The sequence below is a fragment of the Pseudoalteromonas sp. A601 genome (assembly GCF_002165575.1).
In the GTDB taxonomy this organism is placed as follows: Bacteria; Pseudomonadota; Gammaproteobacteria; order Enterobacterales; family Alteromonadaceae; genus Pseudoalteromonas.
Window position 1 is genome coordinate 54,487 of sequence record NZ_MXQF01000017.1, and the last position, 24,004, is coordinate 78,490.

The 24,004-nt window shown below is 40.9% G+C and carries 17 protein-coding genes and 1 pseudogene; 11 read left to right on the forward strand and 7 right to left on the reverse strand.

Going from position 1 to position 24,004, the window contains the following annotated elements; genetic code table 11:
• Positions 1–89: 89 nt before the first annotated feature.
• On the reverse strand, positions 90–1,277 hold the full coding sequence (locus B5G52_RS14810) for an iron-containing alcohol dehydrogenase (protein WP_087533451.1): 1,188 nt from the start codon (positions 1,275–1,277) through the stop codon (positions 90–92).
• A 222-nt stretch (positions 1,278–1,499) separates the two neighbouring features.
• Between B5G52_RS14810 and B5G52_RS14815 the strand changes: the two genes are divergently transcribed.
• Together B5G52_RS14815 and B5G52_RS14820 are read left to right on the forward strand one after the other, a co-directional pair.
• Positions 1,500–1,799 (forward strand): hypothetical protein, encoded by a 300-nt coding sequence (locus B5G52_RS14815; RefSeq protein ID WP_087533415.1) that lies wholly within the window; start codon positions 1,500–1,502, stop codon positions 1,797–1,799.
• A gap of 173 nt (positions 1,800–1,972) precedes the next feature.
• Positions 1,973–2,836, forward strand: coding sequence for a DMT family transporter (locus tag B5G52_RS14820; RefSeq protein WP_087533452.1), 864 nt, complete (start codon positions 1,973–1,975; stop codon positions 2,834–2,836).
• 67 nt (positions 2,837–2,903) lie between these two features.
• On the opposite strand, the gene B5G52_RS22400 is transcribed toward B5G52_RS14820, so the two are convergent.
• The 3 genes from B5G52_RS22400 to B5G52_RS14830 form a co-directional block, all read right to left on the reverse strand.
• Positions 2,904–3,032 (reverse strand): hypothetical protein, encoded by a 129-nt coding sequence (locus B5G52_RS22400; protein WP_254911224.1) that lies wholly within the window; start codon positions 3,030–3,032, stop codon positions 2,904–2,906.
• A gap of 166 nt (positions 3,033–3,198) precedes the next feature.
• Entirely contained in the window at positions 3,199–4,068 is an 870-nt protein-coding gene (locus B5G52_RS14825) for a sensor domain-containing diguanylate cyclase (RefSeq protein ID WP_087533416.1), read from the reverse strand.
• 32 nt (positions 4,069–4,100) lie between these two features.
• Entirely contained in the window at positions 4,101–6,122 is a 2,022-nt protein-coding gene (locus tag B5G52_RS14830) for an ATP-binding protein (protein ID WP_087533417.1), read from the reverse strand.
• Positions 6,123–6,394: 272 nt separating this feature from the next.
• On the opposite strand from B5G52_RS14830, the gene B5G52_RS14835 reads away from it, so the two are divergent.
• The 8 genes and pseudogenes from B5G52_RS14835 to B5G52_RS14870 form a co-directional block, all read left to right on the forward strand.
• Positions 6,395–8,695 carry a TonB-dependent receptor gene (locus tag B5G52_RS14835; protein ID WP_087533418.1) on the forward strand — a complete coding sequence of 767 codons (2,301 nt, stop codon included), beginning with the start codon at positions 6,395–6,397 and terminating at the stop codon, positions 8,693–8,695.
• 54 nt (positions 8,696–8,749) lie between these two features.
• Positions 8,750–9,037: a hypothetical protein gene (locus B5G52_RS14840; RefSeq protein WP_087533419.1), complete on the forward strand. Its 288-nt coding sequence runs from the start codon at positions 8,750–8,752 to the stop codon at positions 9,035–9,037.
• Complete coding sequence (locus B5G52_RS14845) at positions 9,034–10,644, forward strand: PepSY domain-containing protein (RefSeq protein ID WP_087533420.1); 1,611 nt, start codon at positions 9,034–9,036, stop codon at positions 10,642–10,644. Before B5G52_RS14840 ends, B5G52_RS14845 begins: the two co-directional genes overlap by 4 nt.
• The gene (locus tag B5G52_RS14850) at positions 10,641–10,871 is read left to right on the forward strand and encodes a hypothetical protein (protein ID WP_087533421.1); all 231 of its coding nucleotides are present in this window, start codon (positions 10,641–10,643) and stop codon (positions 10,869–10,871) included. Before B5G52_RS14845 ends, B5G52_RS14850 begins: the two co-directional genes overlap by 4 nt.
• 244 nt (positions 10,872–11,115) lie before the next feature.
• Positions 11,116–13,140 (forward strand): TonB-dependent siderophore receptor, encoded by a 2,025-nt coding sequence (locus tag B5G52_RS14855; RefSeq protein ID WP_254911226.1) that lies wholly within the window; start codon positions 11,116–11,118, stop codon positions 13,138–13,140.
• Positions 13,141–13,311: 171 nt separating this feature from the next.
• The gene (locus B5G52_RS14860) at positions 13,312–14,208 is read left to right on the forward strand and encodes a LysR family transcriptional regulator (protein ID WP_087533423.1); all 897 of its coding nucleotides are present in this window, start codon (positions 13,312–13,314) and stop codon (positions 14,206–14,208) included.
• Between the two features lie 78 nt (positions 14,209–14,286).
• The gene (locus B5G52_RS14865; RefSeq protein ID WP_087533424.1) at positions 14,287–14,976 is read left to right on the forward strand and encodes a VC0807 family protein; all 690 of its coding nucleotides are present in this window, start codon (positions 14,287–14,289) and stop codon (positions 14,974–14,976) included.
• A gap of 121 nt (positions 14,977–15,097) precedes the next feature.
• Positions 15,098–15,547, forward strand: a pseudogene (locus B5G52_RS14870) (efflux RND transporter permease subunit); the annotation flags it as partial.
• A gap of 55 nt (positions 15,548–15,602) precedes the next feature.
• Here the strand turns inward: B5G52_RS14870 and B5G52_RS14875 are convergent.
• Positions 15,603–17,582 carry a ligand-gated channel protein gene (locus B5G52_RS14875; protein WP_087533425.1) on the reverse strand — a complete coding sequence of 660 codons (1,980 nt, stop codon included), beginning with the start codon at positions 17,580–17,582 and terminating at the stop codon, positions 15,603–15,605.
• Positions 17,583–17,703: 121 nt separating this feature from the next.
• On the opposite strand from B5G52_RS14875, the gene B5G52_RS14880 reads away from it, so the two are divergent.
• Positions 17,704–18,612: a LysR family transcriptional regulator gene (locus B5G52_RS14880; protein WP_087533426.1), complete on the forward strand. Its 909-nt coding sequence runs from the start codon at positions 17,704–17,706 to the stop codon at positions 18,610–18,612.
• Here B5G52_RS14880 and B5G52_RS14885 read toward each other — a convergent pair.
• Together B5G52_RS14885 and B5G52_RS14890 are read right to left on the reverse strand one after the other, a co-directional pair.
• Entirely contained in the window at positions 18,609–21,332 is a 2,724-nt protein-coding gene (locus B5G52_RS14885; protein WP_087533427.1) for a choice-of-anchor I family protein, read from the reverse strand. The genes B5G52_RS14880 and B5G52_RS14885 overlap by 4 nt on opposite strands.
• A gap of 188 nt (positions 21,333–21,520) precedes the next feature.
• A complete protein-coding gene (locus B5G52_RS14890) occupies positions 21,521–23,965 on the reverse strand; it encodes a prolyl oligopeptidase family serine peptidase (protein WP_087533428.1) in 2,445 nt (814 codons plus the stop codon).
• Positions 23,966–24,004: the final 39 nt, after the last annotated feature.

Below are 24,004 nucleotides of genomic sequence, written 5' to 3' on the forward strand. Positions count from 1 at the left end.
GGTTTCCTCGTACTATCAGTATTGTGAAAAGGGTTTAATGTGAGAGGAACCCTTAAAACAATCTATAGTATGTGCAAGAATCTTGTTAACTACTTACATAAGTTATAAATATCAATAACATCTTGTTTTGTGATGCTGCGAGTTCCTAATTCAGCACGCTCACCAGAGTTTGCATGTAAACGCATGACATCTTCAGCCATCAATTCAAATTTTTCATCTGGAATACCCACATCCCCTAGCGTTAAATAAGAGTGTGTACTTTTAAACCACCTTGCAACTTCACCGGATAACATGGCTGCGGCTTTAATGTCATCTTGCTCTGTTACGCCAAAGCAACGTCTGGCTAATTTAGCCCAGCGCTCAGGTAAAACATCTGCAAAAAACGCTAAATAAGCTACGATGATCACCACCATACCTCTACCATAAGGCAGGTCATAACGTGCGCTTAGCGGCATTTCAAGGTACTGCAATGGCACTTTACTTAACCTGCCTAAAGCTTGCACGCCAGACCATGCAAAAATGGAGCATAACGCCAATTGGCCACGTACTTCATTATTATCAATGTCATATATAATTTTTTCGGTGCTATCTTTCAAACACAAGATCATGCTTTCAGTGAATCTGTCAGCAAGTTCAGATTCATTGGAGCTTGCTAAGTAATGCTCTAGTAAACTCGAAAATATACTTATACAACTGTCTTGAGTTAAACGCAGTGGCACTGAAGCCTGAACAGCCGGGTCAACAATTGCAACTTTTGGGAAAAACACATCTGAGCACGTCACCCCTTTTTCTTGTGAGTGAGAATTAACCACAACGCCATTACAATTAGCCTCTGAGCCAACAGCTGCAATGCTTGGTATCGCAATGAGTGGATATGTACCACTGTACTGTTGCGACGTGTGACTAGCACTTAGTACGTAGTCCCAGCATTTTCCACCTGAAAAAGCTGTAGCAGCTATATATTTTGCAGCATCAATCACACTGCCACCACCTAACGCAATAACGAGATCGCAATGGTTACTGACAAATAATGCAGTGGCTTTATCAATGGTTTTAGAACGAGGGTTAGACTCTATATGAGCGAATACAATAAACTCAATCCCTGCATCCTTTAATGATTTTTCTATTGTAACAAGCGTGCGATCAAGGCCATTACCACGAAGGTAAGTAACAATCATTGCTTTATGACCATATTGCGCTGATCGCTGCCCTACCTCACTCACACGACCGGGGCCATATACGAGCTTGGTAGGAAAGTGCCACTCAAATGGACTCATTTGAATTTTCTCGATAATTTTAGCTGCAACAGGCAATGATTCAGCATTGATACCTACTTTTTATATTTATAAAATGAGCGACAAGTCACAAACTAGTCAACAAAACTGGTAAACCAAGATGTAAGACACAGATTAATAATTAAGTTAAATATTGTCAACCAATAATTAATAACGCTATTACCAATATTATGAATATGCCATTGTAGTGGGTTAGATTTTGATATGTTTTGCTATTATTTGGTATTTTTTATCGCTCTTGCTTACACCTTTAAACAAGGCGCAAGTAAAGCGAGTTATAGCATTCTTACAGCTTTGGCCTTGCTCACAGCATGTTTACCTATCTCAAGCATTATTCAAGGTATGAATAACGTTGCGCTACTACCATACTACGAAGGCTATATGGTCGATATTACCGCAACACTATTTGCATTTGTATTTGCTAAAATGGCTAAATATTTGAAGTATAAGCCAGCTAAAAATAAAGTAATTGTTGATACGAAAAAGTTAGAATTAATCAATTAGTCTTAAAGCTAGGGCCACCTCAAAATGAAAACATCACGGTGAGGTGGTCTCAGTTTAAAAACAGAGCCTTTTAGGTACAACATTTTACAGTGTCACTTATCGCAAATATATTAAATTTTTACTTTAGCCTGTACACTCTGCCCATCGTCATCTTTTTCATTCTTTTTAAAACTATGTCTCGTGTTATTCCGCCTTTTTTTATTGCACTAGTCTGCGTACTCATGGCTATGGTCACCATACAATCAGGTGCCTCTGTTGCTAAACAGCTCTTCCCATTAATTGGCCCTGAGGGTACCACCGCCTTAAGGCTCGGCTTTTCAGCTGCAATATTGTGTTTGGTATTTCAGCCGTGGAAAGCATTTCCACCGTTAGGACAACGTATGCCTGTGCTTATATATGGATTAAGCTTAGGCGGCATGAATATTTTATTTTATTACGCGATTGAACGTATTCCATTGGGAATTGCGGTTGCATTAGAGTTTACCGGGCCTCTTGCGGTTGCATTATTATCGTCAAGACGTAAACGAGATCTATTCTGGGTTGCCTGTGCGAGCACCGGTATTGTGTTATTACTACCTGATATGCAGGGAGAAGAAAGCTTAGATATTATCGGGGTGTTACTCGCACTAGGTGCGGGTGCATGTTGGGCTGGCTATATTTTATTTGGTAAAAAAACTGGTAATCAGAGCTCTGGTGGAATGACTGTCGCACTGGGAATGAGTGTCGCTGCTATCGTGTTAGTTCCCTATGGCGCCATGCACCAAGGTATGGCCTTATTGAGCTGGGAGGTTATCCCATTAGGTTTTTTAGTGGCGGTTATGTCCAGTGCTCTGCCATATACTCTGGAGATGGTGGCCCTAAGAAATATGCCTGCGCAAGGCTTTAGTATAATGATGAGCTTAGAGCCAGCTATTGCAGCAATGGCTGGTTTTATGATTTTGGGCGAGCTGTTGAGCTTTTGGCAATGGTTAGCAATTGCATTGGTCATAATCGCATCAGTTGGTAGCTCTGCATCTGCGGCAAAACAAACCACTTAACAACTCATAGCCATGATTGGGGTTAGCTCCCCTTAGGGGAGCTATCGCTGTTAAATTTAGATTCCAACTAATTTAACTTAAACTTACCTACGATATCGGTTAACTGGTTATTTAATTTGGCAATATCATCTACCTCATCATGAACGGTATTACCACTAGAAGTCAGTTTCTCTACCATTAAGTGAATACGGTTCATATTTCACTTTTGTAATGTAGTAAGTAAATGTACGCGAAGTTAATGATCGGTACAGCTAATACGAAACCAAAGGAAGTCGTTGAAGTAAAAATTAAAATGTTTTCAGTAGTTGCTAGGTCAATTTACTCATTAAAATTTACCAAATCAATTATTTAGTAACATCAAATTATGCGGTTATTACTTGGTTGCCACCCGCTTTTTTAGCTTTATACATGGCATTATCTGCATATTGAATTAATTGCTGGTCGTTACAGCGTTTATCTGGATAAATTGCCATGCCTATACTGCTTGAAATATTTAAAGTATGACCTGCAATCACAAAGGGCTGACTACAGGCTAGGCGAATTTTTTCTGCTAACTGCTGACAGTTTTTATGATGTTTTATTCCATATATTAAAACCAAAAACTCATCACCACCGAGTCGACCGACAGTATCTGACTTACGAACGGTCAATAATAAACGTTGTGCAATTGCTGTAAGCAACTGATCGCCTATAATATGACCAAAATTATCATTAACATCTTTAAAGCCATCAATATCAATAAATAATACTGCTAACGAAGCGAGATCACGTTCAGCTTTAAATAAGCTAGTGCGTAAACGGTCTAACAACAACACTCGGTTAGGTAATTCAGTGAGTGGATCATGGCCAACTAAATAATGCAGCTGTTTTTCCATCTCTTTGCGCTCAGTAATATCATGCGCAACCGCTATTCGTACCTGATGTTGTTCTGACCAACATACGGACCATAGAATATGTACAATGCCACCATCTTTTCGCACCCAACGATTCTCAAAACGTGGTTTTGCAGTACCTGATAATAATACCTCGACAGTCTCAAGGGTGATATCTTTGTCTTCATGGTACACAAAATCAATCATGGATCGACCAATAACGTCTGCCACAGGATAACCAAATATCGTTTCAAATGCCGCGCTTACAAACAGGAAATGTCCTTGCTTATCAACAATACAAACAGCATCGAGCATCAGTTCGAGAACATCAGTCAGACTCACTAAATCATTTTTAATCATAAAGCCTGCTTTTAAGGGGGAATACTTGTATGTTAGCTTTTACTTGCTAACTGTTCAGAAACACGAATTACAGCTTCTTCAATAGAGTGTAGTTTAAACGGCTTTGAAATAAACATATCCATGCCAGCTTCTTTACATGCGACTTTATCAGTGGCTGAAGTATTGGCAGTTAATGCAACTATTAAAGTGTCACCAATTGGACTTAACTTTGTATCTCGTAGGATCTTAGTCGCTTCTAAACCATTCAGCTGAGGCATAACACAATCCATAAAGATGAGATTATATTTCTTTTGCTCACATTTAAAGATGGCATCTTGGCCATCAACAGCAAAATCTGCTTTTATATTGAGTTTATCAAGTGATGCCTCAAGTACTAACCGATTAATTTGATTATCATCCACCACTAACACGGATAAGTCATCAATACTAACAGCAAGTTTATTTCGCTCAAAATACTCAACCTGAACAGTCCCTATTTCTAAAGGTAGTTGAATATTAAAAGTAGTCCCTTTATTTAAGGTGCTCTCTACAGCAATGGTACCATGCATATAATCGACCAGTTCTTTTACTATTGCCAACCCCAACCCCGTTCCACCAACGCTTTTCGTTGCATCAACTTCTTGTGTAAAAGGTGAGAATAATGACTCTAAAAAATCTTCAGTCATGCCACGGCCACTATCCGAAACCACTATATCCAACATTATTTTCGACGCTTGGACGCTAGAGTTCACAGTGAATTGTACTCCACCACGCTCTGTGAATTTAAGCGCATTACTTAATAGATTAGACAAAATTTGGCTCAATCGCGCATTATCACAATAAGCCCAACAGTGATCGTCAATATTTATAGATGATTGAAAATAAACGTTTTTGTCTTTAAATAGGGGTAAATACAGTGACGCTAAATCCACAAAGATTGTTTTTAGCAAGAAGTGATTGGGCTCTAGTTTGAGCTCACCATGATTGATTTTTGAGAAATCCAGCACTTCGTTAATAATGCTCAGTAATATATCTGCACTTCTTAATGCAACTTTTAGTTTTTCAACTCGGCGCTCTTCATTTTGTTCATCCAGTAATGTGGTTAACATACCTGTAATGCCGTTAAGCGGCGTACGTAACTCATGACTAATTTTTGCAAGTAACATACTTCTGTCTTCAAGCATTCGTTCTGCAAGCGCTTTTTTATTTTTTAGCTCTTCGCGTAGTTCAACAGATTCTGTAATATCTTGCAGCGTGCCAAATAAACGCACACATTTATCATCAACGAATTCTGCTTCCCCAAACGTTGAAACCCATATACTTTGATTATTTGCAGTAATTAATTGTAATTCTAGGTCCCATTTGTTCCCATTCTCAATAGCGATCTCAACAGCATTAGTAATACTGTCACGACTTTTTCCTGCTCTAAAAAATTCAATCGCAGATTCTAAATCTGGTTGATATGACGAAGATACTTGATAAATACGCCGAGTTTGTTCACTCCATGTTACTTTATCTAATAGTAAATCCACTTCCCATGTGCCAATTTTTGCTACATTTTCTAGTTTTAATAAAGTACTGTTATTTTTTATTAATTGCTCTGTAGCTCGCTTGCGGGCTTCTTCTACACCTAACCATTGTGCAAAAAGTTCGACATAGTCGTAAGCTTGATCTGAAAATGGAGACGAGGCTTTGGCTGCAGAGAAATTAACAGTTCCATATATTTCTTCACCAACTTTAATTGGAGCGCCAATATAAGACTCTAATTTAAAATTTAAGTAACAAGGGTGACTCGCTACACTACTAGTTGAGGCTTGATTAAAAGCAACAGCACTACCTGCTGCTAATGTATGGATACAATAAGTACCCTCTAAATCGAAGGTAGTACCTACAGGTAATGAATCATCAGGTGTAATAACGTGCTTAACAAGGTAGCTACCGTCAATAACCTTACTTACAATCGCAATCTCTAAGTCAAAAACATCAAGTCCAAATTTAAGAAGCCTATCAACTTTGCCATCAAAATTTTGTGTTTGATCTGAAACGATATCATGAAAGCTTCTCAGAAAATTCAAAGTGTAGTTCCTTAATGCTCAAATTATAAGCTCAATATTTAACTGATAAAGGTAAAATTTTTATCCTACCTAAACAATAATGTAGCCAATTTAATAAAGCAATTTATTCCGTCTTTATCTTTGTAGTTAGAATAAATTAAAACAGTGCATTGTAATTTACCCGTTAAATAATTTATTTAGCAATTACTCTATTAACGATTGTTAATAAAAATACATCAATATATAATAACAACTATTATCATTTACAGTTACCAAAAGGACTACAGCCGCTAATGCGTATACTCACCAAATCAACTATTGCACTGACTATTGCCTCTTCTCTCGCCAATTTAGCTGTTGCTGATGATTCAGCCATCGAAAAAATCATGGTTAAAGGCCAAAAGATAGACCGAACATTACAAGACACCCCCGCTAGTGTGGCGGTTATTACAAGCCAAACGATTGAGCGAGAAAACCTGAATGACTTTTACGACGTACTAGCACGCACACCAAATGCATCAGGTACTGATGGTTCAGGTTTTAATATTCGCGGTATTGATGCATTTGGTGTAACTGATGGTGGAACGGGTGGGCTTGCTAGTGTTTATGTAGATGGTGCGCCAGTGCCGTATCGTATTATGCAACAAGGGGCTTTTTCAACATGGGATATAAGCCAAGTCGAAATACTACGTGGTCCACAATCGACTTTACAAGGGCGTAACTCACTTGCCGGTGCTGTGGTAATGAAAACCCGTGATGCTGTACAAGAATATGATTTTAAAGGCCGTATTGGCATGGGTGAATACGGCACAAAAGAAGCGGCCGTAGCGTTTGGCGGCGGCTTAATTGAAGATGAGTTAGCATTTCGTATCAGCGCAGAAAAGCGTGACTTTGACGGCTACAACACAAATGTGGCTAGCGGTGAAGAGTCTGACTTTGATAACAATGAATTTTATCGCGCAAAATTACGCTATACCCCTTCAGCTCTACCAGAATTTGAAGCCCAACTAAGCTTTATGCACAGTGAAAACGAAAAAGGCGTTGATTGGGTAATGGAACAAAGCGGCCATGAAAATTACCCAATCAATAATATTTATGATGATCGTTTTGTCTATTTAGATTCCCCTACCTTTGAATCCACAGAGGCTGATTTATACATACTAAACCTTGATTATGATATCTCTGATGAGTGGTCATTCTCTTCAATCTCAACTTATTCAGACGCTGTATATGGCTATGAGTGGGATGGCGATGCAAGCATGCAAGAACCTAAATCTATTCTGACAGATACGCGTACTGATAAAACCACTACCCAAGAGGTGCGTTTTACCTATGAGGGCGAAAAACTCTCAGGCCTTATTGGCGTTTATTATTCAGATTTAGATGTATTTGATAGCAGCGGCGGTGAGCGCGGGATCACATTTGAACAACTGGGTGTACGTTCATTATTAACGGCACCAGCACAATACGGTGGTTTAGGCTTATCTGGCGCTTTAGCGGATCAAGTTTTACAGTTCTACACTGGCGCAGATCCTGTTTATATTGGGCAAAGCTCTGATTTTACGCAAAAGGTAAAGACTAAAGCCTTGTTTGCAGATTTTACCTATGAAATAAACGACGCTTGGGATATTTTTGCAGGCCTGCGCTACGATAAAGAAGAGCAAGCGAACGGTACTAATGCCGATATTTACATCACGGAGCAGACACAAAACGCCCTACCACAGCCTGAAAGCTTTGCTGCTGATCCTATGCTTGCACAACTAATTGCTGGGATTAACATGCAATTATACGCTATGGCGGATGGTGCATCAGGTGACGAACCTGTTGAAGATGCAACATTTGATGCATGGTTACCTAAAGTTGGCACAACCTATCGCTTCAACCAGGACGTATCAACGAGCTTCACCATTCAAAAAGGCTATCGTTCAGGGGGAGTTGGTACCAACATAGCACAAGCGACACCTTTTACTTTCGACCCTGAATACACTTGGAATTACGAACTCGCTTTTCGCTCTGTTTGGCTAGACCAAAAACTCGTTATCAATGCCAACATGTTCTATCTTGATTGGACTGATCAACAGGTATCCGTCTACTTATCAGGGAATCAATATGACCGTGAAACCCGCAATGTTGGTGAGTCACACGTTCAAGGTTTTGAAACTGAAATTAGCTACGAGCTAACCCCTTCAACTAATTTATATGGTGGTATTGGTTATTCTAAAACTAAGTTTGATGAATTTAGTGCAAGCTTTAATGGTGAAGAACAGGATTACAGTGGCTACTCATTTGAAGGCGCCCCAGAGTGGACCGCTTTGATTGGCTTAGATTACGCTAATGCTGATGGTTTCATCGCTAATATTAATGCTAGCTATACAGGTAGTTCACAACGCTTAGCAACTGCTCTTGAACCCCGTAATGATGCATATTGGTTAGTTAACTCGCGTGTTGGTTATCAGTGGAGCAACTACGGGGTTTATGCCTTGATAGATAATCTACTTGATGAGGAATATATCGCGCTTGCACCGGCTGGTTTTAGTAATCAAACACTTAGCTCTCCACGTACAGCAAGCGTACGTTTTGAGGTTAATTTCTAAAAGCAATTAATTAGGTGATAGCCATGAGGCTGTCACCTATTGGGGCAAGTTATAATGAATAAAAAAAATACTTTCACAGCCACTAAACGGCGCCATTTAATGGCTTGTTTATTGGCATTAGTTACAGCTGTTGTCATGATCCCTGGCATGACAACTTACTTACCGTTTGCCATGGAAGAACAAATACTAATACCCATCATGTTATTCCCTTTTATTTGGGCTGGATTATTTATCTATGCCTATATGGCTGAAAAAGCATGGCAGCCATGTGTGGTGATGCTGTTAATAATTTTAAGCCATGCTGGATTAAGCTTCATGGCGTTATCAGGGGCACAAGGATGAAATCAATCTCATTAAAAAAATTATTTTTACTGCATAGTTGGGTAGGAATAGTTACCGGTATTTTACTTTTTGTGGTGTGCTTTACAGGCGCCCTGGCTGTACTTAGCCGCCCGGAGCTAAAAATTTGGGCCAACCCTGAATTACATCAATTAAACTCCGTACCCAGTGAAAAGGTCACTGAGTTAATTAATCGCTATCATCAACAAGTCCCTCAAGAGTTTGGCGAGAACATTCACGTTTATTTACCCACCGGCCATAATACTCACCTTCTGACTATTTTATTTGAATCTCATGACGGTGATGAAAACTACGATGAAGAAGCAGCATACGCCTATCAATTCGATCCGCGTAACTTTGAATTAGTAAACGAGTACTATGGTGCAGCGGGCTATTTTTACGAGCACCGTAAAACCGATGCTCCTTCTTTTATTGGTCATTTTCATGCTGACTTACATTTAGGCCGCCCTATTGGATTAATACTTACTGGCTTTTTAGGTTTAACCTTACTGGTATCGACAATCACAGGGTTATTTATTCATCGCCAATTGATTAAAGAACTCTTTACCTTTAGACGTAAAAAAGAGCTTGATGTAGTCGTTAATGACGCCCATAAAATCATGGGGATTTGGGGCAGTTTATTTCATGGTGTTATTGGCTTTACCGGTGCATTTTTAGGTTTAGCAACCATCATTTTACTTCCCGCAGCAGCTTTTGTCAGCTTTGGTGGCGATCAAGATAAATTGGTAGAAAAGTTTACCGCAATGCCCGAACCTATCGTAACCAATCAATATCAGGCGACCGATATCACCACAATTCTAACTGATGCGCAAAGCCGTTTTCCAAAAGCAAAAGTCATCGACTTAACCATAATGGCGCATAACGACGCCAGTGCTGAAGTGTACCTACGTTTGATTGGTGGTGAAGCTGTTGCATCTCAATTGCTGCAATACCATGGCAATGGCGAATTTAGTAAGTCAATGAGTAGCTTTGGTGATATCCCAGGCCCTGCAATTAAAGTGTTAGAGCTGCTTTTCCCACTGCATTTTGGTAACTTTGCAGGCATCTTTGTCAAACTGATTTGGGCTTTATTAGGCTTAACAACGGCATTATTACCGCTTTCAGGCATGATGATGTGGCTTGCCAAACGCAGCCGGGGCAGCAATCCAACATTAACTCAGGTTGCTTATCAACGCTGGAATAGAGTTATTATTGGCAGCTGCGGCGGCCTTGTTTTAGCAACTGCTCTTTTATTTCCAGCACAAGTACTACTTAACAACTTTGTACCAGTGCAAATGCATAACGATTACTTTGGCCCATTATTCTTCTATTCTTGGCTTGCTTGGAGTTTACTGGCTATTTTGCCATTTAATTATCATCGCTATTTAAACGTCACAATGACCTTAACTGGTATCGCCTGCATAGCGGTATTACCTCTTAACCTTATATTCTCATCAAGTCATGCTTTTATACTCAATAACCTTTTAGTAACAGTGGTCGATATCAGTTTTTTAACCATCGGCGCCTTGATTATATTTGCTGCTCAACGCATTAACGCTAAGCAATTTAAATTAACCGAATACGCTAACGCACAGGGAGTAACTGTATGACATATTTTTACTTAACTCTTGGCTGTCTACTATTAGTTGCAACTAGCTTATTGCTTAGAAATGCAACTAAAGCTCAACGTCTGCTAAGTCTAGCTACATTTGTGCTTGCGCTGATTTGCTTTATCACCATTTACGGCAATATTGCAGGCGTTTTTGTTACAATTACCTCAGGGCTACTTTTTGGTTTGCTTACAGCCTTTATATTGGGTAAACCTAAAAACAACTAGTATTTTACCTACTAAGGCCTTCAAATTGTTGTATGAGGGCCTTCATTTCCCCCGTAATTTAGAAAATGTATCTCACAAAAACCAATAATCGTAATGATAACTCATATCAATTGTGTTAATGTGTCGGCAGTTTAATTATGCAAAAATCACAACAATATACAATCTACTCTATTACTTGGAGAACCGAATGAAATTTAGCCACTTTCCCGTTGCTGCAGCAGTTATTTATGCGCTAGCCCCACATATGAGTATTGCACAGGAAGAGCCAACAGCCGAGGACACAAGCATTGAAACACTAGAAATTGTCGGTGTGCGCCAAAATCGAATTTCTGAAGGTGCGACGGGTTTAGCGCTTGAGATTGATGAAACGCCACAATCGATCAGTATTATTTCAGCTGAACAATTAAAAGATTACGCTGCTTTTAGCATCAATGATGCCTTACGACTCGCACCAGGTATAAATGTTGAAGAGTGGGAAACAAATCGTACCAACTATACAGCTCGTGGTTTCGAAATTAAAAGTACACAAGTTGATGGCGTAGGCTTACCTAATGATTGGGGCATAGTAACGGGTGCAATGGAAGCATATGGTTACGAAAACATTGAAGTCATCCGTGGTGCAAACGGTTTATTAACCGGTGTTGGTAATGCATCTGCAACACTTAATTATGTTCGTAAAAGACCAAAAAATGAAAATGGTGGTGAAGTAGGCGTTGCAATCGGCTCATGGGACTTTAAACGTGTCCAAGCAGATTACTCTGTATTATTGACAGAGTCTGGCAGTTGGGCTGCGAGATTTGTCGCTGCCGCTGAAGATAAAGCGTCTTATTTAGATGGACTTGAAAATAGTCGTGAGTTTTTCTCTGCCATTGTTGACGGGCAATTAACAGATAACGCAACGATAACACTCGGTTACTCATACCAGGATGCCGACACCGATGGCAATACTTGGGGCGGCCTAGTTTATAATTACACTGATGGAACGCAGGCAGAGTGGGATGTAAGTGACACCACAACTCAAGACTGGACGATGTGGGATACTGTTAATAGCTCAGCATTTATTGAGTACAATTATATTTTTGCTAACTCATGGCAGGTTCAAGCAAGCTATAACTATCGCTCTTTTGAAGAGCAAGACAAACTCTTTTACGCCAGTGGCGCAATTGATAAAGACACAAACTTAGGTTTATCTGGTTGGCCTGGTAGATACGACAGTGAAGTTGACTCTGATATATATGAAATCAAAGCATTTGGTGCATTTGAATTATTCGACCGCGAGCATGAAGCAAATTTTGGTGTAAGCGTAGCTAAAAGTAATGATCTAATGTATCAATATGGTTTTGATTTTGCTAATACTCAAGCGTATGGCCCGACTCCTGCATTTCCATATCAGCTAGATGCCATCCCTGAACCTGACTGGTTGCCAAAAGCAGAGTACTCAGATATTGATCAAAAATTAACTCGTTACTTTGGCTCTGCAAAAATTAACTTAACTGATTCATTATTTGCTGTTGCAGGTTTTAACTCCATCAAATTTAAACGTTCAGGAAATAATGCCGGCGCAGATATTTTAAACGAAGAAAGCGAAACTAGCCCATATGTTGGTTTAACGTATAAAGTACATGATGACATTAACTTATACGCTAGTTACTCTGATATTTATCAACCACAAGAGCAAACTGATTTTGATGGCCAATACTTGGACCCAACAAAGGGTAAAAACTTTGAGACCGGTGTAAAAGTGCAGTGGCTTGATAATTCACTCATGACGTCGTTTGCGATATTTACAGCTGAGCAAGAAAACTTTGCCCAATATGCCGGGACCACATCAGCTGGTATCTATTATTACGAAGGTGTGTCAGTTGAATCTAAAGGTTATGAGTTTGAAGCCGTTGGTAATATTACAGACCAATTAAACATTGTTGCTTCCTATACTAAACTTGATGTTACTGATAAAGATGGTAACGACACCAACAAATGGGCACCACGTGATGTATTTGGCTTTTCTGTAAATTATGCTCTATTAAATAACTTAAACGTAGGTTTTGGTGGCCGCTGGCAGTCAAAAATCGAAAGTACGGATTACAACGTAAAACAAAGCAGCTATTTGTTACTTAACGCGTTTGCTCGTTGGGGCATTACGGAACAACTAGCCGTGCAAGCAAATGTGAATAATATCACTGATGAAAAGTACATAAACAGCCTACAAACTGTTGGCTTTTATGGTGCACCTGCTAACGCAAGTTTATCACTTACATATCAGTTTTAACTTCTGAAAACTTTTGAGGCCTCACCATGAGGCCTCATTAGGCTAATATCTCTTTTTCTTCATTATCTGTGTGACATGCCGTTATTTAATGTAATAATTACTATAACTGTTTGATGCTATATACCCTCCCCCTTACTTGTAACTTTTTAACACTTAATAAGACGACGCTAGATGAATCCTAAACTATTTCGCTCATTGAGTATCTTTGTCAGAATTGTTGAAACTGGCAGTATGAGTAAAGCAGCTCAAGAACTTGCTATGACCACGTCAGCAGTCAGTCAACAAATTAAACAAATTGAGCGTGAAATAAATTTAAGCTTATTTAACCGTAGTCCTCGTGATTTAACTCTAACAGAAGCTGGTGAACTCAATTATCAAAGCTGTTTAGCCATCCTCAGTGCAGCACAACAAACGAGTGAAAAACTACAGCTATTACAAAATAGGCCAAGTGGCCAATTAAAGCTTGTTGCTCCGGTAGGTTTCGGTGGTGGGATTTTAAGTAAGCCATTAAAACAATTAACGGATCAATATCCAGATTTCGATGTGCAACTGAGTTTATCAGATGAAGCTGTAGATATGATAAAGTCAGGGGCTGATTTAGCCATTGCAATTGGTCCAATGGAGGAATCTAACTTAGTTTCGAGGGCTTTAGCAAACTGGCCTTTAACCCTCTGTGTCAGTAAAAACCATGCTTTAGCAAATAGTTATTTACTGCCACCGAATGAACTCAGTAATTTTACTCGCATTGCCCACACCACGGCTGAGTTTCCACTAACGAATATAAAAGATCAACAAATAGCTCAGTTACCCAAACCCCGTATTAAAGTGAATAACATGCACAGTATCATTCAGCTAGTGTGTGATGGTGTAGGCTACGCTATTTTGCCCAAACCGGAAGTGAAAACTTTATTAGACAATGGTGAATTAATTGAAGTGTGCCCACAATGGCAGTTGCCCAAATACGACGTACTCGCAATGACACCAAAGCGGGATATCTTAGCCGCTAAGACAACTATCGCGATTGATATTTTAAAACAGCATTTTGATGAAATTTCTGCGGCCTTATAACTGACACAGCAAGCGGTGTGTATCTTAGGTCTGCTTAAGTATATACTTACGCAATATTATTCTAATTAAATGTAAGCAATGACAGCACCTAAAAAGAAAAGTAATTTTTTCAGTAATCTTATTTTTAATATTATTTTACCTGCGGTAATTTTAAGCCGTTTTAGTACTCCTGACACACTAGGTCCCGTTTGGGCTGTTGTTGTAGCCTTGGCTTTTCCACTATTATTTGGTTTATGGGAGCTAAAGCAATCCGGCAAAGTTAACTTTTTCTCTATTTTGGGAATTATCAGTGTACTACTTACTGGCGGTATTAGTTTATTTGAGCTTGACCCACAGTACATTGCGATAAAAGAAGCTATGGTGCCTGGAATTATTGGCATTATTGTGTTGATCAGCCAGTACACTCCCTACCCGCTCATCCGCAAGTTATTAATTAACCCTGAGTTGTTAGACATAGAAAAACTAACTCAGTCACTAGCGCAACAAAACAACACCGCCGTATTTGATGCAAAAATGCGTTTAGCTGGGTTTATTGTCGCCAGTGCATTCTTTTTATCAGCAACCTTAAATTACTTTTTAGCAAAAGCCATTGTAGTCAGTATGCCGGGAACTACCGCCTATGCCGAAGAGCTGGGTCGTATGACATGGTTAAGTTATCCGGTCATTGTTGCACCAACGATGGTGTTACTCGTAGGCGCGATTATTTTTACCTTTATGCAAATAGGTAAACTCACTAAGCAGCCTATAGATGACTTTATTTTGCAGTAAGTGGTTGGTCAAAAGTCTTAGCGATACATTTTAATAAATCGCATTACGCAATCTGCAACGTATTCTGCCGGCGGAAGGTCGTCGGCTTTTGCATGGCCAAGTGCGTGGCGTAGTTTCCAATCTATTGATCACCGTACTGGTGATGTCATTTAATTCGTTTACCACCACAGCATTAATTTTAGTCAACGCCTTGCAAGCGGCGATGCTTGGCTTATTAAGTGTATACATTGCAGACTACCCTTTCGGTTTTACCGTGATCATCGGCTTATTAGGTTTAATGGGGCTGGCAATTAACGCTGCGATCGTTATTTTATCCGAACTTAACGCAACTAGTGCTTTAACCGATAAAAACAAGATCATTGCCGCGGTCATGACTTGCTCTCGCCATATCAGTTCAACAACTATTACTACGGTGGGTGGCTTTTTACCGCTGATTTTAGCTGGTGGAGGCTTTTGGCCACCGTTTGCAATCACGATTGCTGGCGGTACAGTGCTAACTACTATGCTGTCATTTTATTTTGTACCTATCGCTTATTATTTACTATCAAAACGAAAGTTGCACTGTAAATAAGCATTCACTCGAACTAAACAAGGCCTCAATTGAGGCCTTGTTTATGTTAAATTACTTAAAACTCCCAGCTCAGTGAAGCCCAATAACGGCGGCCGTCTTCAACATAACCGTACTCATCCTCAGTGATGGCTTTATCGAAAATGTTATACACACCAAAGCCAAGCTTTACCCTGTTGGTTAAGCTATAGTTACCACCGATATCCGCCAAAGTATAATCCGGTGCAATAAGGCTACTTTGCGATGGCCCGGTTGTTGGTTGGCTTTCTTCACCGCGATAATGCACACGTAACCAGCTGCCAAATGTATCGCTCGGTTGCCAATTTAAGGACGTTTGCAATATATGTTTAGGTAACTGATTTAACGGACTGCCTTTGTACTTACCCGATTTTTGCTCGGAATCGGTGTAAGTGTAATTTGCCCTGACGTCGATATCACTGCTGATGTCATACGACAGCGTAAATTCAAAGCCTTGCGTAACCGCTTCATCAACATTTATATATGTCGTTGGCATTGAGCCAAACTGATTTGGACCATCGGTGCATTGTGTTAACGGGCAAGCAATACGGGTAATTTTGTCATCAAACTGATTATAAAACACGGTACTTGAGACATTGAGATCGCGGCTAACATCATAGTAAACCCCCATTTCATAGTTAACGGACTTTTCTGGGCTTAAATCCGCATTACCATAAATATTACCACCTCGACTTACTTGCCCCCAATCTGGCGTTGATTGACGAATATTTGGCGCTCTGTAGCCTGTTGAGATACCACCTTTAATTGTGAAATCATTAGTTGCTGAATAAACGCCATATAAGCGAGGACTCCAATGGCCAGCGAAGTTACCATCGTGATCGTATCTAAGTCCTGTCGTTAACTTAAATGTTTTAGTAGCACTCCATTCATCTTCTGCAAAGATAGACCACTGTTCATTCTCAATGTGTGTTAAGTCACTAATTTTATTGCTGGTGTAATCATCCAGTAGTTCTTTTAAATACGCCGCGCCTACCGTAGCATTATGATCGCTAATAACTGGCAAGGTCCAGCTAGTTTGCACGTCGGTGTTTTCAACAAACATTTCACGGGAGGTGTTGTCGAACTTATCGTATTTTAAGTAGCTACGAGAAGAGCCAAAATCGTAAAAGCCATTATGACTGAGTGAAAATGTTTGTTGTTCATATTCGCTCGTTGATGATTCTGGACAACCACGGCGCCCACAAGATTCACCAGGAGCGAGTGGCTCTATCGTTTTACCTAAAGTAGCATCAATGGTTTGATTCCCAGTGCCCAGCTCAAGCATAATTTCATGGTTATCTGTAGGGGTTAAAATAAATTTAGCCTTAAGGTTGCTTTGCTCTTTGCCTCTATAACCTGTCGGAAAATCATCTTCATCTCGTTTGGAAAATTGCCCAGAGAACTGCACACCGAGTAACTCAGGAATTAAGCCGCCCGCAGTAAAAAAACTACCTTGATTAATATTACCCGACTCATTACGCTCTTGAATTGTGCTATCAAGGCGTACTTCGCCATACCATTGCTCTGGTGTTTTACGGGTAATAATATTGATCACCCCACCAATAGCATCAGAGCCATAAAGCGATGACATCGGACCGCGAATAACCTCAATGCGTTCAATTGCGGAGATCGGGGGTGTCCATGCACCTTCGACACCCGGTCCATCACTGTTTGGGCGAGTTTCGCGAGATGTCTGCCGCTGCCCATCAATTAGAATTAAGGTATATTGACTCGCCATGCCGCGCAGACTAATGTCTTTTCTATCGCCGCCGCCAGTGACAACAACACCGGGCACGTCGGTTAATGCATCGGTTAAATCTCGATAAAAACGTTTCTCGAGCTGTACTCTGTCTATCACGCTAATACTGGCTGGTGCCTCTTTGAGCATTTGTTCACTGCCAGATGCTGATACCACAATCACTTCCATATCTTGCTTTGCATCATCCGCATGGGCTGACACACTCAAAGCGCTTAAAATTGCTGCAGTTAACGGTATAAATTTACGGCTTACCGTATTCATGATGATTCTCCGTGACTTCTGTCTTATAAATGATAATAATTAGCGTTTGCGATATTAATCAGAAGTTCCCTCGTTCTCAACGTGTGAATTCTTAAAGCTATGTTAAGCAGGACTTAAAGTTATGAATGGGAAATTACTAAAGGCGCTCAATGTGTTCGCACGCACAGTGGAAACAGGGAATATGAGTAGTGCAGCACAAGAGTTAATGATGACCACCTCTGCTGTAAGCCAACAAATAAAGCAACTTGAGCATGAGTTAGGTTTAAGCTTGTTTAATCGCAGTCCGCGGGTGCTCACACTCACCGAAGCAGGCGAGCTGTATTATCAAAGCTGTATCAAGATGCTGGCCCTGAGTGAATCTGCGTCGCAGCAGTTACAGCACTTACAAAATAACCCCAGTGGCCGATTAAAGTTAGTGGCACCGGTGGGCTTTGGCGGCGGGCTGTTAAGTGCACCACTACAGCAATTAATCAGCCAATACGAGGATATTGATATTCAACTCAGCTTGTCTGACGAACCTATTGATATGATAAAAGCCGGCGCTGATTTAGCCATTGCGATTGGCCCTTTGCAAGACTCGAACTTAATCGCAAGGCACTTAGTTGACTGGCCTTTAGTGTTATGTGTGCACCACAGCCACCTGTTAGCCAATGAGATCAGTAACGATATTGAGCAATTAACAAAAATGCCACGCATTGCCCACATAAGCGCAGAATATGCGCTGACACATAAAGCAACTAAACAAAGCGTTACATTGCCCGCAGCACGGATCACCGTAAACAATATGCAAAGCATCATTCAACTAGTATGTGATGGTGTTGGCTACGCCATTTTACCCGAGCCGGAAGTGCGTAGTTTATTACATTCAGGTGAATTAAAACCTTTGTGTACCGATTGGCAACTCCCCCATTACAGTGTGTTTGCAGTCACGCCTGCGCGGGATATTTTAGCTGCGAAAACGAAAGCCGCAATTGCCTTATTAAAAGCAAGTTTTGCGGCTCTTTCGTTAGTAAAAGCCAGTAAAAATTAATTTACTGGTTTTAACTCAATTATCGATACGGAACCAAGAGGATCAATCTTGTAATCTTCACTCGGTTCGCCTTCATCGGCGGTGATGATTAATTTACCATCTGGACTGAACGTTACCATGTCTGGCAGCGCTCCGACTGCAGCTATCATTTCAAGCTCATAACTACTGGTGTTAAACATAGCAACAACGCCAGTATCCGTTTTCACGCCTGACTCGATCGCAGCGGCAAGTTTTCCGCTTGATACTGCCACTGAATTTACACCCGCACCATAGTAGCTGATATCGATGGTAGCTAAAGTAGCAATGGTGGCCGGATTAGCAAAATCAACCACTTCAATACGCGGTGCACTAAGTAAACTGCCGTTATTAACTACAAATAAGCGTTTAGTTAGTTCATCATAAGCTGTAATTTCTGCAGCACCTTCACCACCTTCCAGTAATAAACGTGATGTAAAATCAAACTTACCTTCGCTGTTTTCAGAATAAACAGTAATATTGCCGCTGTCTTCGTTTGATACCACAAGTTGCGAGTTACCTGTAGGGCTTTGCGCAGCCGCTATAAATAGAACCCCCTCTGGTGCATCATCATCTTGTGTTACCAGCATTTGTACAAATGATACCGCATTCACGTCTGTAATATCATAAACAGCAACCGCATCAGCACGCTCAAGCGCAATAAAGGCATAACGCTTATCACCGACCATCCCCGTTGTTATACTTTCTGGCTCAGTGCCTTTCGCATCACTGCGGTCATCTGGATACACACCCGCTTTTTGCGCTTCAATCGCTAATGATGATCCACTATCAAAGACTTGCTCACCGGTATCACCATTGTAAATAGAGAATGAACGAGCACCAAAACTATGTAATTTATTATGACTTGAAGCTGCACTATCAGAATCAACATATTGCGAAACTAATAAACGACCCAATTCAGCATCGGTTTGTAGCATAGAGGCATCGGTGAAAACTGAACCGTCGAGTATCACGTCAGCAACTTTCTCACCTTCTTCAAAGTTAGTGAACCAATCGCGCACGTCCCCTTCATTTGCGGTCAATACGAAGTGAGTGCCGTCTTGTGCAAACGTTGCGATACCGTCTGGTTGATACATACCAACCACATTTGCACGTGTTTGTAAGTTAATTACATCATCTTTATCACTGGCATCAATTTCGTTGCCAACTACACCGTAATCTTTAAGACCTAGCGCAAAGATATCAGTAATGCTCATGCCCACTAAATCAACTTTCGCAAGGCCATTATTTTCTTGTAATGACACCCAAGCTGTTGCTGAATCTGCTGATACTGCAATGTACTCAGGCTCCACGTCGGTGGCTAAATCAGCATCTTTACCAAACACACGGAACCCTTTGCTTTCCAGCTCAACTTCTTGGTTATTAAACGCGGTAAAGTTAAGAGTCGTTGCCGTAGCAACAGTGGCTGGTGTGGCAAAATTTTTACGACCTGGGCTGGCATAAAGCTGTGGTGCATTACCTTCATCTAAATCAATAAAGTCCATACCATCAGGGAAGCGACCATAACTGTTTACATGGAAATCGCCGTAGCTTACCTGCTCATGTACTTCACCTTGGTATTTAAGCTTAATTGTTTCGCCTTTACCTAACCCAAAGTCTTCATTATTGTTAAATATTGCATTTGCAGGCGCACCATTTGGTAGCGCAGCCCCTTCGACCATGTCCGGTATTAGCACAATAAAACCATGCCCAGGGATTTCAGTACCGGCAGGAATGGTCATGCCCGCTTCGTTATTGGCCTCACGGTCTAAATCAACTAATTCCCACTCATTTTCACTAAATACAAATGGTTCTGATGATTTGTTGTAAAGTTCGACGTAATCGAAATCGGCGTCATCACGTCCTTTTGACACCACTTCGTTAATTACGATATCTGCAGCCGTTGCTCCCTCGACCACATCAGGAAGTTTATTGGCTGAACCTGGAGTGGCTTCTAGTGCTTCATCTTGGCTATGCCAAGCACCACCATCTGGTAAGCGGCCCCAAGTTTCAACATGGCTACCATCATTGTAGTTTATGCTTTGTACAATCTCATTATTATGAACAAGTAACGCGGTATCACCTTTACCTAAACCAAAATCGGTGTCACCTTCACTGGCGGCAATCGTGCCCGCAGGCGCATCAAACGGTACACTTGTTTGATCCACTGCAATCACTAAAAAGCCACCGGCTTCAATGACTGTGCCTTGCGGGATTTTAACTCCAGGTTCTTTATCTTCTGAAAAACCTTTAATATCGTTTACTGCCCAGTTAGCATCAAAGGTAAATGCTTCATCTGAAGTATTGTAAAGCTCAATATAATCATAGCCACCACCTGTTGAGCGCAACTCATTGATAACAATATCACCCTCTTCAGGCATCACAACAGCGCTAAATGTCGCTGTAATATCTTTATGACTATCCATCGTTAATGTAAGCGACGGGGTGTCATAATCAGCGCTGCCAATATCACCCGTCCATGATACAAACTCATAACCCTCTGCAGCCTGAGCCGTTAACATAACAATCGCATTTTCTTCGTAATCTTCACGCTCAGGTGAAATCACAACATTACCCGCACTTTGCGGCGTAATTTCGAGCATTAACTGATATCGTGCTGGGTCCATATCATTATTATTATCGAGATCACAGCCAGATAAAGCGCCGAGCATTAGTAGACTGCCCACAAGTGGTTTTAATTTCATCTTATTTCCTTGGTAAGTACAAAATTATTATTTTAAGAGCAGCTACAATAAGGAAGAATTTTGACAGTTAGATGCCATTTACATGGCGCCTAGGTAACAGGTTAGTTACATTATTATGAAAGATACTTTACAAAGAGGGACAAAAAACGCGATATTGAACCGCGTTTTTTAATTGAAATTAGACTAAATCACTCACCAGGTGTAGCTGACTCAGCTGTACCTCCATCACTTAATAAGTACTTTTCAAGCCATTGCTCTTGCTCCCAAAGTACATGCAATAAGCTCTTACGCGCTTTATAACCATGCGCTTCATAAGGTAGCATTACCAAGCGAGCCTCTTTGCCTAAGCCTTTAAGTGCTGCGTACATTCGCTCACTTTGCATTGGAAAGGTTCCTGAATTCGGATCTTCTTGACCATGGATCATCAACATTGGTTCGTTAATTTTCTCAGCATGAAAAAATGGCGACATCGCTGCGTATACATCTTGTGCTTGCCAAAAATCACGCTCTTCACCTTGAAAACCAAAGGGTGTCAGGGTACGGTTATAAGCACCACTTCGGGCAATACCGGTTTTAAATAAATCACTGTGTGCTAATAAGTTTGCCACCATAAATGCACCATACGAGTGCCCTGCAATAGCAATTTTATCTTTATCGGCAATGCCTTTTTCAACAAGCACATCCACAGCGGCCTGCGCACTTGATACTAACTGTTTTCTAAACAAGTCATTCGGCTCTTTACCCTCTACGCCTACAATGGGCATTTTCGGGTCATCAAACACCGCAATGCCTTTAGCAAGATATGGCATAGGTCCCCAATAACCTACATAGGTAAACGCATAAGGTGATTCACGTACTTGAGATGCCACTGCTTTATCTTTATATTCAAGCGGGTAAGCCCACATAAGCACAGGTAAAGTACCTTGGGTTTTATCATAACCAGAGGGTAAATAAAGCGTGCCTGTTAATTCAACACCATCGTCACGTTTGTATCGCAGCAACTCTTTTGTTACTCCTTTGAACGCAGGGTATGGGTGTTCAAACGTTGTCAGCTGGGTCAGCGTATCGTCATCTAAATCACGAATAAAAAAGTTAGGTTGCTCTGTTTTAGACTCACGAATGGTAATTAATCGTTCACCTTCATCATCAAGCATGGCGCGAACGCGTTCATAATATGGCGCTTTTGACTGCCATAAACGCTTTGTTGTATTTGTTTTTATATCATACTGATCCAAAAACGGCACATTGCCTTGCTCAGACTCACCATTGCCGCGTAAGAAGATGTATCGACCACCCACTACTTTAATGACACTGCTACCTAAATCATTTCGTTCATAAATTGCACTGCCTGGATTTTTATAGGCATCATTATAGCTGCGCTGTGAAAACAGCACTCGGTTTCTATCAGCGTTGCGCGGTTGAATAACAAACGTGCGTACTTGGCGATCACTAAAGCGCCAGTCTCTCAACATTGCCACATTTTGATTGGCCCACTCAAATCCAGCAAAACGGCGCTCAATTTTAGCAAATAATTTTGGCTCTCGTTTAAAAGGCGCGCGTAAAGAATAAATATAATCGTGATGCGACACATCGGTTTTCATATCACCGCCATCTTGCGCCTCGGCCCAAATAACTTCTGCCCCTTGATCTGCTCGCCATTCAAAATCACGACGGCCTGTTCGTACACTGTCATAACCTTGCGGAATATTATCTGCAAGTGGCTGCTTAGCCAGTTCCACTAGCGCATAACCTCGCATTCCCAAAATTTGCCATGTGGTTGCAAATCGACTGTACGGTACTTGATAAGAAAAGGGCTCATCTATACTGGCTACCAGTAGATTCGTCGAGTCAGGTGAAACAGAGAACGACTTAAATAAAGCCGGCTTGCCAATTGCTCGTGCTACACCACTAAGTGGAATATAAGTTAATTGCCCTTGGCCATAAAATTTAAATTGCTGCTCATCAAATGGACTAGTCAACAAGTTCTGATAAGTGCGTGCTGGCGCTTTTTCGCCCGTACTTTGCTGAATGATCGGAACGACATTTTGGCTATTGTTGGTTAGTCTTGGTTTACCAATATTCACCGCAGCATTCGCTACAATTGCGGTGCTATCGGGTAACCATGTATAAGGGCTACTGGTTAAAACCGAGTTTAAAGCAACATCTGCAAGCTGGCGGGCCAGTTTTGTTTGAGTGTTATACACCCATAAATTAGCCTGCTGTGGCTGCTCGACAATAAACGCAAGGTATTGTCCGTCAGATGACCACTTCGGCGAGCGGATCACACCCGCAGGTAAATTAGTAACAGTAACCACGGCACCGGTTTCAATATGCTTTAAAGACAAGCTTGTAAATTTGGTGCGTTCGCGAGAGCGTGAAAAATTAGCAGGATTGAGCTTTACACCCGCAAGTTTAAACTCTTCTTTGGCTAGATCATCAAGTGATTCTATGCGTTTACGATCAAATAGCGCAAGCCATTGACCATCCGAAGATAAATAACTGCTTGGCGCAAGCTTAGCATCAACTAACGCAGCTAAATCATTAGAGGGAGTTTGATAGCCTTGCTCAGCATGGGCTGGGGTTGTGGCCCCAAATGTCACGGCAAGGGCTAAAAAAAGCGAAAAAGCCTTCATCATTTTTCCTTTTTAATTGTTATTAGATAAGTAAAACAT